Origin of the sequence: Collinsella aerofaciens, from assembly GCF_039836695.1 — a bacterium.
In the GTDB taxonomy this organism is placed as follows: domain Bacteria; phylum Actinomycetota; class Coriobacteriia; order Coriobacteriales; family Coriobacteriaceae; genus Collinsella; species Collinsella aerofaciens_BD.
In genome coordinates this window covers 1-13501 of record NZ_JBDPAC010000035.1, presented here as the reverse complement: position 1 = coordinate 13501, position 13501 = coordinate 1, and the positions used below count along the sequence as shown (strand labels likewise).

At 61.1% G+C, this 13501-nt stretch carries 11 protein-coding genes; 8 read left to right on the top strand and 3 right to left on the bottom strand.

Annotated elements, in window-relative coordinates; genetic code table 11:
- The 4 genes from ABG996_RS10380 to ABG996_RS10365 form a co-directional block, all read left to right on the top strand.
- A partial coding sequence (locus tag ABG996_RS10380; protein WP_347500986.1) for a transketolase family protein occupies positions 1–658 on the top strand: 658 nt, incomplete at its 5' end.
- Between the two features lie 171 nt (positions 659–829).
- Positions 830–2320 carry an FGGY family carbohydrate kinase gene (locus tag ABG996_RS10375; RefSeq protein ID WP_347478404.1) on the top strand — a complete coding sequence of 497 codons (1491 nt, stop codon included), beginning with the start codon at positions 830–832 and terminating at the stop codon, positions 2318–2320.
- Positions 2321–2472: 152 nt separating this feature from the next.
- A complete protein-coding gene (locus ABG996_RS10370; RefSeq protein ID WP_118094890.1) occupies positions 2473–2961 on the top strand; it encodes an S-ribosylhomocysteine lyase in 489 nt (162 codons plus the stop codon).
- 135 nt (positions 2962–3096) lie between these two features.
- On the top strand, positions 3097–3741 hold the full coding sequence (locus tag ABG996_RS10365; protein WP_347478405.1) for a DUF4867 family protein: 645 nt from the start codon (positions 3097–3099) through the stop codon (positions 3739–3741).
- Positions 3742–3938: 197 nt separating this feature from the next.
- Here ABG996_RS10365 and ABG996_RS10360 read toward each other — a convergent pair whose 3' ends face one another.
- A complete protein-coding gene (locus tag ABG996_RS10360) occupies positions 3939–5045 on the bottom strand; it encodes an ATP-binding protein (RefSeq protein WP_055285337.1) in 1107 nt (368 codons plus the stop codon).
- Between the two features lie 384 nt (positions 5046–5429).
- Between ABG996_RS10360 and ABG996_RS10355 the strand changes: the two genes are divergently transcribed.
- From ABG996_RS10355 to ABG996_RS10340, 4 genes are all read left to right on the top strand, one after another.
- A complete protein-coding gene (locus ABG996_RS10355; protein WP_347478406.1) occupies positions 5430–6860 on the top strand; it encodes a 6-phospho-beta-glucosidase in 1431 nt (476 codons plus the stop codon).
- A gap of 344 nt (positions 6861–7204) precedes the next feature.
- Positions 7205–9004: a histidine kinase N-terminal 7TM domain-containing protein gene (locus tag ABG996_RS10350; RefSeq protein WP_347478407.1), complete on the top strand. Its 1800-nt coding sequence runs from the start codon at positions 7205–7207 to the stop codon at positions 9002–9004.
- A gap of 2 nt (positions 9005–9006) precedes the next feature.
- Positions 9007–10500, top strand: coding sequence for a sensor histidine kinase (locus tag ABG996_RS10345; protein ID WP_347478408.1), 1494 nt, complete (start codon positions 9007–9009; stop codon positions 10498–10500).
- Entirely contained in the window at positions 10497–11117 is a 621-nt protein-coding gene (locus ABG996_RS10340; protein WP_195919558.1) for a response regulator, read from the top strand. Before ABG996_RS10345 ends, ABG996_RS10340 begins: the two co-directional genes overlap by 4 nt.
- Positions 11118–11226: 109 nt before the next feature.
- Here the strand turns inward: ABG996_RS10340 and ABG996_RS10335 are convergent, their stop codons facing one another.
- Together ABG996_RS10335 and ABG996_RS10330 are read right to left on the bottom strand one after the other, a co-directional pair.
- On the bottom strand, positions 11227–12069 hold the full coding sequence (locus ABG996_RS10335) for a hypothetical protein (protein ID WP_347478409.1): 843 nt from the start codon (positions 12067–12069) through the stop codon (positions 11227–11229).
- A gap of 81 nt (positions 12070–12150) precedes the next feature.
- Positions 12151–13392, bottom strand: coding sequence for an SPFH domain-containing protein (locus ABG996_RS10330; RefSeq protein ID WP_035136605.1), 1242 nt, complete (start codon positions 13390–13392; stop codon positions 12151–12153).
- Positions 13393–13501: the final 109 nt, after the last annotated feature.

Sequence of the window (13501 nt, the reverse complement as noted above, 5' to 3'; positions counted from 1 at the left end):
CTCGTACTCCAACACCAACGTCAAGCTCATCGGCATTTCGGGAGGCGTGTCCTACGGCGCCTTGGGCATGAGCCACCACTCCGCGCAGGATATCGCCGCCATGAGCGCGATTCCCAACATGCGCGTGTATCTGCCGAGCGATCGCTTTCAGACCGCCGAGCTCGTGCGCGCCCTGGTCGCCGATAACAAGCCGGCCTACATCCGCGTGGGGCGCAATCCGGTCGAGGACGTGTACACCGAGGACGAGTGCCCGTTCCAGATGGACCGTGCCACCTGGGTGCGTCGCGGCACCGATGTGACGCTTGTCGCCACCGGCGAGATGGTCCGCCATGCCGTGGACGCCGCCGACCTGCTGGCCGAGCAGGGCATCTCGGCAACGGTGCTCGACATGTACTGCGTCAAGCCGCTCGACGCCGAGGCCGTGATTGAGGCAGCCGGTGCCACGCGCGCCGTCGTGACGGTGGAGGAGCACAGCCCCTTCGGAGGCTTGGGCTCTATGGTCGCGCAGGTGGTGGGCGAGCATTGCCCGCGTCCGGTCAAGTGCCTCTCCCTGCCCGACGCGCCGGTCATCACCGGCACGAGCCCCGAGGTCTTTGCGCACTACGGCCTGACGGGCGAGGGAATCGCCAAGACGGTCGCCGAGTTCCTCGGCAACTAGTAGACACAGACGCTGCGCGGCCGCCAAGCACCGCACCTTGCCGTTCAAACCGTCGCTTGCGTACGCAGAGTACGCGGCGCTCCTCTCTCACGGCAATCTGCGGCACTTGGTGGCCGCTCGCTCCTTGTCCGTCAGTCTGTCTTTGATTTGGCGGAAGGAATGGGAGAGTACATGAGCAAATACATCATCGGAATCGATCAATCCACGCAGGGCACCAAGGCGCTGCTGGTGGACGAGGGCGGCCATCTGATTCATCGTGCCGACCGCTCGCATCGCCAGATCGTCAACGAGGCCGGCTGGGTGAGCCATGATCCGGCCGAGATTGCCGCCAATGTGCTGGCCGTGGCGCGTGCCGTGGTGGAGGAGACCGGGGTCGACCCGGCCGACGTCGCCGGCATCGGTATCTCCAACCAGCGCGAGACCACCGTTGCCTGGAACCGCACGACGGGCGAGCCGCTGTGCGACGCTGTGGTGTGGCAGTGCGCCCGCGCCCGCGAGCTGTGCGACAAGCTGGCCGCGCGCGAGGGCGTGGCCGACCTGGTGCGCGACACGACGGGTCTGGTACTCTCGCCCTACTATCCGGCGGGCAAGATGGCCTGGATTCTCGCGAACGTTCCCGCGGCTGCCGAGGCCGCGGCAGCGGGCGAGCTGTGCCTGGGCACCATCGATGCCTGGGTGGTCTGGACGCTCACGGGCGGCGCGGAGTTCCGCTGCGACTGGTCTAACGCCAGCCGCACGCAGCTCTTTGACCTGCGCCGTGGCTGCTGGAGCGAGCCAGTGTGCGAGGCCTTTGGCGTCGACGTGGCCTGCCTGCCGCAGGTGACCGATTCCGATGGCCTGTTCGGCACGACGGACCTGGGCGGCTTTTTGCCGGCGCCCGTGCCCATTCACGGCGTGCTGGGTGACAGCCATGCCGCCTTGTTCGCGCAGGGCTGCCACAGCCGCGGTATGGCCAAGGCGACCTATGGCACCGGCAGCTCGGTCATGATGAACGTCGGCGACGAGTTTGTTGCCAGCTCGCACGGGCTTTCGAGCTCGCTTGCATGGCGCATGGACGGCGTGACCGAGTACGTGCTCGAGGGCAACGTGAGCTACGCCGGCGCCGTCAAGACGTGGCTGCGCGATGATCTGGAACTCATCAATAACCCCGAGGAAGTTACCGACCTGTGCTACGCTGCCAATCCGGCGAGCCGCGTCTACTTTGTGCCGGCGTTTACCGGTTTGGGCGCGCCGCACTGGGCGAGTGACGCCGAGGGCTGCGTCTTTGGCATGACGCGTACCACGGGTCGCGCGGAGTTCGTGAAGGCCGCCGACGAGTCGATCGCCTATCAGATTTTTGACGTGATTGATGCGATGGTCGAGGATTCGGGTGCGGCATTGGCCGAGCTTCGTGTTGATGGCGGTCCCACGCGCGACGCGTATCTGATGCAGTTTGAGAGCGACTTGGTTGGTTCGCCCATTCGCATCGCGAGCAACGATGAGATGAGCGGTCTGGGTGCGGCCTGGGCCTGCGGCATTGCGCTGGGCATGTACGCGCGCGATGTCGTCGACGTCTACGGTGCCCGCGGCATCGTGGAGCCTGCCATGACCGCCGACGAACGCGTCAAAAAGATCGCCGGCTGGTGCCACGCTGTAGCCGCCACCATCTCGTACACTGCCTAGCATGATTTTTCTGGGACGGGGATTAAAAACTCATTGATCTCCGCCCCAGGTAGCTTATTTGGGACGGGGCTTTTTTGACTGGTATGATTGGTGCGACCATTCGAACCAGCTAAAAGAGCCCCGTCCCAAATTGACTATCGAGAGGATCTGCCATGGAGCGCATCGCGAGCTTTTCCGTTGACCATCTGCTGCTCGAGCCCGGCGTGTATGTAAGCCGCATCGACCGCGATCCGGCGACCGGCGCCGCCGTCACCACGTTTGACCTGCGCCTGACCACGCCCAACAAGGAGCCGGTTATGAACACGGCCGAGTGCCACACCATCGAGCACCTGGGCGCGACGTTCCTGCGCAATCATGCCGAGTGGTCGAGCCGCATTGTCTACTTTGGCCCTATGGGCTGCCGCACGGGCTTTTATCTCGTCGTGTTTGGTGAGCTGACGAGCGAGGAGATTCTGCCGCTCGTGCGTGAGCTGTTCGAGTTTGTCGCCGACTTTGAGGGTGATGTCCCCGGAGCCGCTCCCGAGGAGTGCGGTAACTACCTGGACCAGAACCTCCCCATGGCAAACTGGCTCGCGCGCCGCTATCTCGACCGCGACCTGGCCGATATCGACGAGAAGCACCTGCACTATCAGCAGGCGTAAGGCTGCTGGTAGGAATAGCGTTTGCGCCAGAAGCGCTCCCGCTCTTTGTGGGGCGCTTTTTCATGCTGGGCGCTCAAAACGGAACGAGATAGTTCTAGAATGTTCATACTGTCCCATAAACGAACAGGAGCGAGCATGCATATCTACTCTGTATCAGATCCCGAGTTCAAATCTTATGGCCGCGTGTGGAACGACGTTCCGTCCAACCTGACCGCTCCGCTCGTCGGGGCGCTTGCCTCCACGCCCATCCCCGAGGGTAGCAAGTACGTAGCAAGCGCGCCGGAGCTCGAGGGCGTCAAGGATGCCGATAAACTGGGCTTTCTCATGTTTGGCGGCCGTCCCTTCCAGCTCGGCTGGTGCAACGGCCACAACACGCGTCTCAACTGCCTGGAGTACCACCGCGCGAGCGAGTTCAACTTGGGTGCACGCGACTTTATCCTGCTCGTGGCACATCGCTGGGAGATCGAGGACGGCAAGCTCGATACTGCGTGCGTCAAGGCGTTCCGCGTGCCGGCGGGCAAGGTCGTCGAGGTTTTCAACACCACGCTCCACTACACGCCCTGCATGGTCGACGAGGGCGGCTTCCAGGTGATGGTCGCGCTGCCCGCTGGCACCAATGGTCCGCGCCCCGAGGCTGCGGCCGATATGCCCGCGGCTGGCGACAGCTACTGCTATTGGAAGGCCGACAAGTGGGTTCTCTGCCACGCCGACAGCCCCAAGGCAGCCGAAGGCGGCTACGTAGGCCTCATCGGAAAGAACCTCGACATCGCCGTGGACTAGAATCTTCCGTCTCAATCTGTAACGTCTAGCGGGCTAAATCGTCTCTACCTGTTACAGATTTAGACAAACTGCAGGGGAAAGACCGAACAATCTCAATCTGTAACACCAAGCCCGGTTTTGGCGGCCCAACTGTTACAGATCGAGACAAACCGGGCCCAATCCACCACAAAGGTGCCTGCCCCCATTGTGGTGGCTGCCTAGAGTTGGCTGCGCAGGTAGTCAGCCATATATGGTACGGCGAAGCGCACGTAACCGCGGCGCGCCTGTTCGATTACGCCGGCGTCGATGAGACGCCGGCGATACTTTTGCGCATAGTCGGGTGTGACTGACATGCGCTCGGCCACATCGGAAATGCGCGACACGCCGTCTTCGTCATCGGTCATTGCAGCGAGAAACGCAACATCTTGGTCCGATAGCGCGGCGAGCGTCGTTTCGCACACATCGTTTTCGAAATCGGCCTTTGACGCTTCGATTGCTCCGTCGACTTGCTCTGGTGTTACGTGTTCTCCTGCCTGGCAACGATTGGCGATGTTGTAGCCGATGAGCTGCAGCATGTAGGGCGAGCCCTGAGTTGCGCGAGCAGCGTCCAGCCGAAGATTGCCTGGAATATCAAGGTCGAGCTCTTCGAAAGCTCGCTGATAGTAGGCATCCACATCTCCAACTGAAAGCGGTTCGAGCGTGACCTTGCGTGCGCGGTTGAGAAATGTCAGTACGCGGTCGTTGAGTGTCGCGGAGACTGCTCCCGGGAGGCCCGCCATGACGAGCGCGACGTTGAGCCCCTCGCCGACCAGCTCTTGATAGGCGGTGACGAGCTGTCTGATCTCGGGCGAGTTTGCCTGGAGCTCGTCGATGAGGATGAGGATGCCATGCCCTTGCTCGGTTAACTTGCGTGCCAGCTGCGTGAGTTTGAACTGAAAACTCTTAGTTTCCTGCACATCGCGCGTGAACTCAAGGCCGGCTGAGAAGCCGAAGACGCTCAGGCTGCCGCCCGCAAGTTTGGGGAGACGATGCTTGTTGGCGTAGGGCTCGCCCGCTTCCTGGATCTTCTCAACAATGCGCTCGAGCATATCCTCGGAGGCTACGGTGGGCGTGGCGACAACAAAGCCGAGCTTGCGTGCGCGATCGGCAAGTTCCCACAGCAGAACCGTTTTGCCGCTGCCTCGCTGGCCGAGCATGAGCATGGCTCGGTCTCGATTGCCCGGCTCCTGCTCAAGGCCAGAGATGAATGTCGAAATCACGCTCCCGCGCCCCACCAGATAGGACGGGCGATTTCCAAATGAGGGGGAGAAGATGGTTTCAGTCATGAGTCTCCTTTCCTTTTTTTCCTATTTTTTCCTTTTTTCCCTATTCAGTCAAATATCCCGCCGGCGAAGGCGGCTACGTAGGCCTCATCGGAAAGAACCTCGACATCGCCGTGGACTAGAATCTTCCGTCTCAATCTGTAACATCTAGCGGGCTAAATCGTCTCTACCTGTTACAGATCGAGACAAACCGCCCCAAACCACCACAAAGGTGCCTGTCCCCTTTGTGGTGGTTTGGGCAGGCGGGTATCAAAAAGTGTCAGATGGGGGCGGCTGTCGAGCCGCCGTGTGCGAAAAGAAGTGTCGACCTGCGCCGCTGTCGTTGAGCGAGGCCCTATTTGCGGGGATACTGAAACCACGACAAGCAGCGTATGAAAGGATCGATGCATGGCTTTCCGTAAAGACTTCTTGTGGGGCGGCGCGACGGCTGCCAACCAGTGCGAGGGCGCCTACAACGTGGACGGCCGCGGCCTTGCCAACGTGGACGTGGCTCCGCACGGCCCCGAGCGCTACGCGGTGGTCTCCGGCCAGCGCAAGATGCTCGACTTCGAGGACGGCTATTACTATCCCGCGCAGACCGGCATCGATTTCTATCACCACTACAAAGAGGACATCGCTCTCTTTGCCGAGATGGGCTTTAAGACCTTCCGCATGAGCCTGGCATGGACCCGCATCTTCCCCAACGGTGATGAGACCGAGCCCAACGAGGCTGGCCTGGCCTTCTACGAGGATGTATTCCGCGAGTGTCAGGCGCACGGCATCGAGCCGCTCGTGACCATCACGCACTTCGACTGCCCGATTCACCTCATCAAGGAGTACGGCGGCTGGCGCAACCGCAAGCTCATCGACTTCTACAAGAACCTCGCGACCACGATCTTCACCCGCTACAAGGGTCTGGTGAAGTACTGGCTTACCTTCAACGAGATCAATATGATCTTGCACCTGCCGTTTATGGGTGCCGGACTGGTCTTTGAGGAGGGCGAGAACAAGGAGGCCGTCGAGTACCTGGCCGCCCACAACGAGCTCGTCGCCAGCGCTTGGGCAACCAAGATTGCCCACGAGATCGACCCCGAGGTCAAGATCGGCTGCATGCTCGCCGCAGGTAGCTACTACCCCTACAGCTGCCGTCCGGGCGATGTGCGCCAGGCGCAGCTTGACAACCAGAGCAACTATTTCTTCGTCGACGTCCAGAGCCGCGGCTACTACCCGGCCTATGCCGTCAAGAAGCTCGAGCGTCTGGGCATCGATGTGGGCATGACGGACGAGGACCGCGAGATCCTGGCTGCCAACACCGTCGATTTCATCAGCTTTAGCTATTACAGCACCCGTTGCTCCGCCGGTGCCGATAACCCCGATGTCGAGCGCACCCAGGGCAACGCCTTCGCCGGCGCCAAGAACCCCTACCTGCAGGAGAGCCAGTGGGGTTGGGCCATCGATCCGCTAGGCTTCCGCATTACGCTCAACGACCTGTACGACCGTTATCAGAAGCCGCTGTTTGTGGTTGAGAACGGCCTGGGCGCCAAGGATGTTGTCGAGGAGGATGGCTCCATCAACGACGACTACCGTATCGACTACCTGCGCCAGCACATCGCCGCGATGCGCGACGCGGTGACCGAGGACGGCGTTGACCTGCTGGGTTACACCACCTGGGGCCCGATCGACCTGGTGTCTGCCGGCACGGGCGAGATGTCCAAGCGCTACGGCTTCATCTACGTCGATCGCGACGATGCGGGCAACGGCACCCTCAAGCGTTCCAAGAAGAAGAGCTTCGACTGGTACGAGAAAGTTATTGCTTCTAATGGTGAGGACCTGTCCTAAGGGCACTGAGGCGCTCAACCTTGGGGCTCCAGCCCTCCTCGCGTACCTAAGTACGCTTCGTCGGGCTTGTCGCTCCCAATCTTGAGCACCTCAGGCCCTTAGGGGGCGGGCCTGACCGCTGTGGATTTCGCGTGCTCATCCTCATAGTCTCCTTACCAAGGCGCCCGGCGAGTATGTGCTCGCCGGGCGCCTTGCCGTCTGCGGATTTTGGGACATGTGGCCCGCTTTTTGAGCCTGCCTGTCGGTACACTAAAAGCACTATGGGTACCCGCGCACGACATACTGGCCATGCGGCCGCCCGATCCGCACCCGTGGCGGATCCCAGGGGCGGCAGGCTCTTCGCCATGCCGCGATTCCTGGTTGGCATAACACATCAGGTATACCGTCACCGCGTCTTTGCTTTCGCTGGCGCCATCACCGCACTGTTCCTCATGCTTTTGGCAGCCTTGCCGGCGCTGTTCGCCTTCGATCCCAAACTTTCCAACGCCGTGCCCGCCTATAGCGAGGTGTCCGAAGAGGTCGTGGATGCGCTCGTCCATTCGAGCTCTCTCCCGTTGCTTGTCGCCGCAATTGTATTTTCGATTTGGGGCGTATCGGTCTATCTGCGCTGTTTGGACTATGTGTTGCGCCGCCGCCTTGTTGCCATCGCCACCATCTGCGCCTTGTGGATGATCGAAGTCATTCTCAAGTACAAGTCGTTCACGCCGTTCTATGCCACCGTGCTGTGGTACCTGTACTACGTGCCCATGACGCTCATTCCGCTGCTCTACCAGTTGTGTGGTCTGCGCCTTGCGGGCCTGGAGCAACACCGCCTGGGTCGCCGCTACTGCGCCGCGCTGTGGATTGTGGCCATCCTGCTTATCGGATTTGTGCTCACCAACGATTTTCACCAGCAGGTCTTCCGCTTTGACCGTACGAGCGACACCTGGAGCAACGATTACACGTACGGCTGGGGCTATTTCGCCGTCCTCGTGTGGACGGCCTTTGACTTCGTGGCCTTTTTTATCCTGGTTGGTCGGTCCTCGTCCTTTCGCATCCAGCGTTTCTCAGGCACGGCGGCGCTCGTACTGCTGGGTGGCGCATTCTTTGCCGTCTCGTATGCGTTGCGCGTGCCCTGGGCATGGAGGCTCAACTTTTCGCTCGTCTATTGCGTCCTGTGCGTGGTGGCGATGGAAATCTGTCTCGATTGCGGTGTCATTCCGTCGTATCACGACATCGCCGGCATCTTCGACACCTTGCCGCTCGACCTCAAAGTTCTAACGCGCGACCTGCAGGAGGCCTATGCCACGCCGGTGTCAAAGCCAATGCCGGTAGGCGTGCGCGAGGAGTTGCGGACCCAGGAGCACGGCCGCGCCCATGCCTTTGCCGTGGCGTCCGATCCCGATGTAATGTATCGCGCCTTTCCACTGCTGGGCGGATCGGCCCTGCTTGCCCAAGACGTGTCGGAGCTCAACGAGCTTAACCGTGAACTGGCACATCGTCGCATGGAGCTGCAGCGTCAAAACGAGCTGCTCGCCGCCGACTACGACCTTAAGACGCATTTGGCAGATCAAGAGGCCGAGACCTTGCTGGTCCAAGACGTGGACCAAGCGCTTGCCCGCGCGCTCGAAGGGATGTACGACCTACTGAGCTCGCTGCCGCCGTTGACCGACGAAGCGTCTTCGCACGAGCGTTACCGCATGCTGCAGCGCGCCAAGATGCTCGTCGCCTATTGCAAGCGCAAGGGGTCGCTCACGTTGGCGCAGCACGGGGAGAGCGGTTTTGATCGCGACCGCATTCAGCTCATTGCCAACGAGCTCGCAAGCGACCTGCGCACCATCGATATCGATTGCGCCTCGATTATCGCCATACGGCGCCCGTTGCACGCCAGTACGGTAAGCGCCCTGTACGACTGCGTGTACGACTTTGCGTTTTTTGCCTACACCACCGACCATCCGGCGCTTATGTATCACTTGGGCGACCATGACCGATGCAGTGTCGAGCTGCGTGCCACGCTTTTTTCCAACGATGATGAAGATCTTTCGCAGACGCCCGCTGCGCAAGAGCTCGAAAGCGCTCTGCAAGGGCGCAACGTGGTATACCGCTTTGAGGGCGAGCCCGGCCAGCTGCGCATGATCGTCTTGATGCCGCGGGCAGGTGAGTGACGATGCAGATTTCGCTCATCCTTCCTCAAATTGTTGCGCTCGACGTGGCCTTTGCCCTGGCGGCGTGCTTGCAGACCATTCACGTTCCGCTTATCGCGTCGCGCCGCTCGTCCTATAACCGTAAGGTGATTTGCGCCTACGAGGCGAGCCTTGTGCTTCATCTGATGATTTCGGCGCTTATCCTGTTCGCGTCGTCTGGCTCGCATCTGGTGGCGCCGCTTGACGTTTGCGCCAGGGCAATGGGCGGAGCGTTGTGGCTCAATGCCGCGATCTTTGCCTGTGGCGTGGTGCTTATGGTGCACTATCGTCGCCCCGTCATGCTGGTCGAGCTGCTGCTTGTTGTCGCCGTTACACCGCCGGTGGTTTTTGCCATGGGCTTGGCGTGGACCGTTGTCCTTATCGCAGAGGGAGCGTTCTTCCTGTTCCGTTCCATCGCGGCGCTCTTGATGGACGTCCGTAACCGCCAAGAGGATATCACCACGTTCTCGACGATCGAGACCATCAACGTGATTCCCGTGGGCATCCTGTATCTAGACCCGAGGGGCCGTCCGCTGCTCATGAACCGCTGCATGCGTAAAAACCTGGTGGAGCTTCATATGCCAACCGATCTACGCGACATGAGCAGCACGTGGAACGACCTGCGCAAACTTAGCATGCAAATGCCCGAAAGCAGCAGGAACCGTGTGCGGATTAATCTGGACCGCTTTGGCGAGGCGCGGGCGGTGGTCGAGGTCTCTCCCGCCGAGATTCGCCTATTTGTGTGCGATCGTGTTATGGTTTCGGGCCGTTCGTTCGAGCGCATTATCGGTCTTGATGTGACAGAGTACGCGCATGCTCATGACCGCTTGGCGCAAGCCAACCACCTGCTTGAGCTTGCGGGCCAAGAGCTCCAAGCCCAGATCGAAGAAGTCAAAAAAGTTGCCGACAATGCGGCCTACCTACGTATGCGCGCCCGCGTTCACGATGTGATCGGGCAGCGCCTGTCCATTCTGCATCGCTATTTGGAGGAGGGGCGTCTGGACGATGAGTCGCTCGAGCAGATTGACCCGTTGCTGCGCTCAATCGCCGCCGATTTGCGCAGTGGCGGCGCCAGCGAGCCTGCAGAGCAGCTGGGTGATATCGTCCATGCTTTTGGCCTGGTGAGTGTGCAGATCGATGTTGAGGGTGCGCTGCCTGAGGACGCGCGTGTCGCGGCGGCCTTTTTGCAGATTATCCGCGAGGCCTCGACCAACGCCACCAAGCACGCGCAGGCCCACCAGGTCCATGTGCACCTGTGGCAGGAGGAGTCGAACGGATGCGACATCGCGCGCATGACCATCTCTAATGACGGCGCGCCGGCCCCCGTATCGTATCGCGAGGGAACGGGTATCCCTGGTATGAGGCATGTCGCACAGAATCTGGGCGGCAGCCTAGAGGTCCACGCCGCCCCGCCCTTTACGCTTACGGTATCCATTCCGCTTACGCCCAACGCTGCTGTTCGGAGGAGAAGCTCATGATTCGCGTCCTTATAGTCGAAGACCAGGCCATCCTGCGCGAGAGCCTGGCACGCTCCGTTGGCGACCAGCCCGATATGACCGTTGTTTCCGCGATCGCCGATGCCTCCGAGGCCTTAGGTGTCGCGCTCAAGGAGCGTCCGGACATGATACTGATGGACGTATGCACCGAGCATGATTCCAACGGCATCGTGGCGGCGGCGCGCATCAAGGAGCAGCTGCCCGAGTGTCGCATCATTATCATGACCGGCATGCCCGAGATCACCTTTGTCGATCAGGCCCGCGAGGCGGGCGTCGATAGCTTTGTGTACAAGAATGTCGGTATCGACGAGCTGTTCGCCGTGATGCGCTCCACGCTGGCGGGCTATTGCACGTTTCCCAAACCACCCGAGAGCATTTTCTCGGGCACGGCGGCCCTCGACGATGTCGAGCTATCGATTTTGCGCCTTGCCTGCGAGGGCAAAAGCCGTCGCGAGATCGCGGCCGAGCTGTTTATGAGCGAGGGCACCATCAAGCGTCGCATCTCGGAGATCCTGAGCAAGACCGGCTACGACAACATCATGCGTCTTGCCGTGCATGCGGTGACCGAGGGCAGCATCGTCCCCAATATGGAGCGCTAAAGCTCGTCGCGCATCGGCATAAAAACGGCGGGGCCGCAGGATTAACTCCTGCGGCCCCGTCTGGTGTGCGCGGATGCGTCCGCCAATCCGCGGCTGATGTTACGTGCCGCTACGCGATGGTTGCGGTGTAGGAGGCGACGTCCTCGTAGGAATCGGTCAGGTAGGCGTCGATGCCGATGGTCGTGTTGACCAGGTCGTCAAGGCTGTCAAGCTCGCCGTTCGAGAACGTGAATTCCTCAGTGGCGTTGGTGCCGGGCATCAGGTGAGCCGAGAACCAGGGGTCCTTCATGGTGCCGTTGACATTGGTCTTGCCGGAGGGAGCGTAGAAGGTCAGGTCCTTGTCGCTCTTGTTGGTGATGTTGACGACAAAGCCGATGTCGCCCCAGTCGTCCTTGAACTTCTCGGTGATGGTGATGGTGCACAGGTCGTCATCGGCGACGGTGACAGCGGGGGAGATTTCGACGCTCTGGACATCTTCGTCTTCGACGGCCTCATCGATCTCCTCTTCCTTCTCGGCCGCCTCGCGATCCTTCTTCACCGTGCCGGACAGGTCCTTGTCGGACTTGGTAAAGACAAGATTTCCGTCATCTTCTTCGAGGATGAGTTTGCCGTCCTTGAGCTTCATGTCATACGACTCGTCTTCGGCGGTGAGGGTTACGGTGGTGGCGTCCTTTGCCTCCCATTTAAGGTCGACGACTTCAAGGAACAGGTCGAGGGCACCTGTACCGTCCTCATCGAGAATCAGGACGCAGTGGACACCCCAATCCTCGAGCATCTTCATGTACTCATCGGTTAGCTCTTCGCCATCCACGGTTCCACCCGAGAGTTCCCAGCTGCCGACGAAGTTGGCCTTGGGGTCTTTGCCGCCGCCGCTGCAGCCCGTCAGGGCAAAGGCGAGCGCCAGGACGCATGTCAGAAATGCGAGTGCGGACTTTTTGAACGTTGTCTTCATGGTGTCCTCCTTTATCGAACGAAACCCATAGAAGCAAATGCGGGGGTGGCGGACCTCCCCGCCAATTACCGGATAGAGGGGCTAGGGCCTGGGCGTTCCGCAGTTGCTGCAGAACTTGCCGCCGTTTTCGCTGCCGCAGTTGGGGCAGAACCACTTGGCCGGTGCCGGGGCGGGTGCGGGACTGCCGCACTCGGGGCAGAACTTGCCGGTGTTGGTGGCACCGCAGCTGCAGGTCCACGTGCCGGCCGCGGGGGCAGCGGCAGGAGCCGGTGCGGGGGCGGGAGCCGGAGCCGGCTGCGGGGCAGCCTGCTGCTGTGCCTGGCCGGCGGCGAACAGCTGGCTGGCATTCATGCCGCCCATGCCACCTGCCATGCCCATGCCCATAAAGCCGGCCATCGCGCCGTTGGGGTTGGCCGCTGCCGCGCGCATCGCGTCGCTCTGGGCGCTGGCGATGTTGGCTGCTGCCATGGTGGGATCGCGCATGACCGCGGCCTTCTGCAGGTCCTTGATCATCTGCTCGTCTTCTTGCGAGGCGGCGATGGAGTTGACGCCAAAGCTCACGATCTCGACGCCGCGCAGGTCGCGCCAGTCGGCCGAGAGGACCTCGTTGAGCGCGCGGGCGAGCTCGGTGGTGTGACCGGGGATGGCGCTGTAGCGGATGCCCATCTCCGAGATCTTGGCAAAGGCGGGTTGCAGGGCGGTGAGCAGCTCGGACTTAAGCTGGCTGTCGATCTTATCGCGCGTGTAGCTATCGGTCACGTTGCCGCACACGTTGGTGTAGAACAGCAGCGGGTTGGTGATGCGGTACGAATACTCGCCGTTACAGCGCACGGAAATGTCGACATCCAGACCAATGTTGTTATCGACCACGCGGAAGGGCACGGGCGAGGCGGTGCCGTACTTGTTGCCGATGATCTCCTTGGTGTTGATGAAGTAGACACGCTGGTCCTTGCCCGCGTCGCCGCCAAAGGTAAAGCGGCTGCCGATATTGGCGAACGTCTCCTTGATGGAGTCGCCCAGGTTGCCGCTAAAGACGCTCGGCTCGCTGCCGGTGTCAAAGACAAACTCGCCAGGCTCCAGCGCGACCTCGATGATCTTGCCGTTTTGCACCACGAGCATGCCCTGGCCGTCGTTGACGGCGATGACGGAGCCGTTGGAGATGACGTTGTCCTCGCCGCGCGTGTTGGAGCTGCGGCCGCCGGTGCGCTTGCTGCCCTTGCAGGCTAAGACGTCAGCGGGCATCGATTCGCAATAGATAAATTCCTTCCACTGGTCGGCCATGACGCCGCCGGCAGCTCCCAATCCAGCTTTCAAGAGTCCCATGGTGATCTTCCTTTCTCGTCAAAGGCCGGGTGGTATTGGTCAGAATGGCTAATCGTCCTTGTTGTCCTTCATGACAACGGTGGTCTCGGTGTGGCTGAAGGTGTCGTGC

What these genes read in the sequence shown, in the direction of transcription:
- ABG996_RS10375 (WP_347478404.1), top strand. Translation starts at nt 830, where the DNA reads ATGAGCAAATACATCATCGGAATCGATCAATCCACGCAGGGCACCAAG.
- ABG996_RS10370 (WP_118094890.1), top strand. Translation starts at nt 2,473, where the DNA reads ATGGAGCGCATCGCGAGCTTTTCCGTTGACCATCTGCTGCTCGAGCCC.
- ABG996_RS10365 (WP_347478405.1), top strand. Translation starts at nt 3,097, where the DNA reads ATGCATATCTACTCTGTATCAGATCCCGAGTTCAAATCTTATGGCCGC.
- ABG996_RS10360 (WP_055285337.1), bottom strand. Translation starts at nt 5,045, where the DNA reads ATGACTGAAACCATCTTCTCCCCCTCATTTGGAAATCGCCCGTCCTAT.
- ABG996_RS10355 (WP_347478406.1), top strand. Translation starts at nt 5,430, where the DNA reads ATGGCTTTCCGTAAAGACTTCTTGTGGGGCGGCGCGACGGCTGCCAAC.
- ABG996_RS10350 (WP_347478407.1), top strand. Translation starts at nt 7,205, where the DNA reads ATGCCGCGATTCCTGGTTGGCATAACACATCAGGTATACCGTCACCGC.
- ABG996_RS10345 (WP_347478408.1), top strand. Translation starts at nt 9,007, where the DNA reads ATGCAGATTTCGCTCATCCTTCCTCAAATTGTTGCGCTCGACGTGGCC.
- ABG996_RS10340 (WP_195919558.1), top strand. Translation starts at nt 10,497, where the DNA reads ATGATTCGCGTCCTTATAGTCGAAGACCAGGCCATCCTGCGCGAGAGC.
- ABG996_RS10335 (WP_347478409.1), bottom strand. Translation starts at nt 12,069, where the DNA reads ATGAAGACAACGTTCAAAAAGTCCGCACTCGCATTTCTGACATGCGTC.
- ABG996_RS10330 (WP_035136605.1), bottom strand. Translation starts at nt 13,392, where the DNA reads ATGGGACTCTTGAAAGCTGGATTGGGAGCTGCCGGCGGCGTCATGGCC.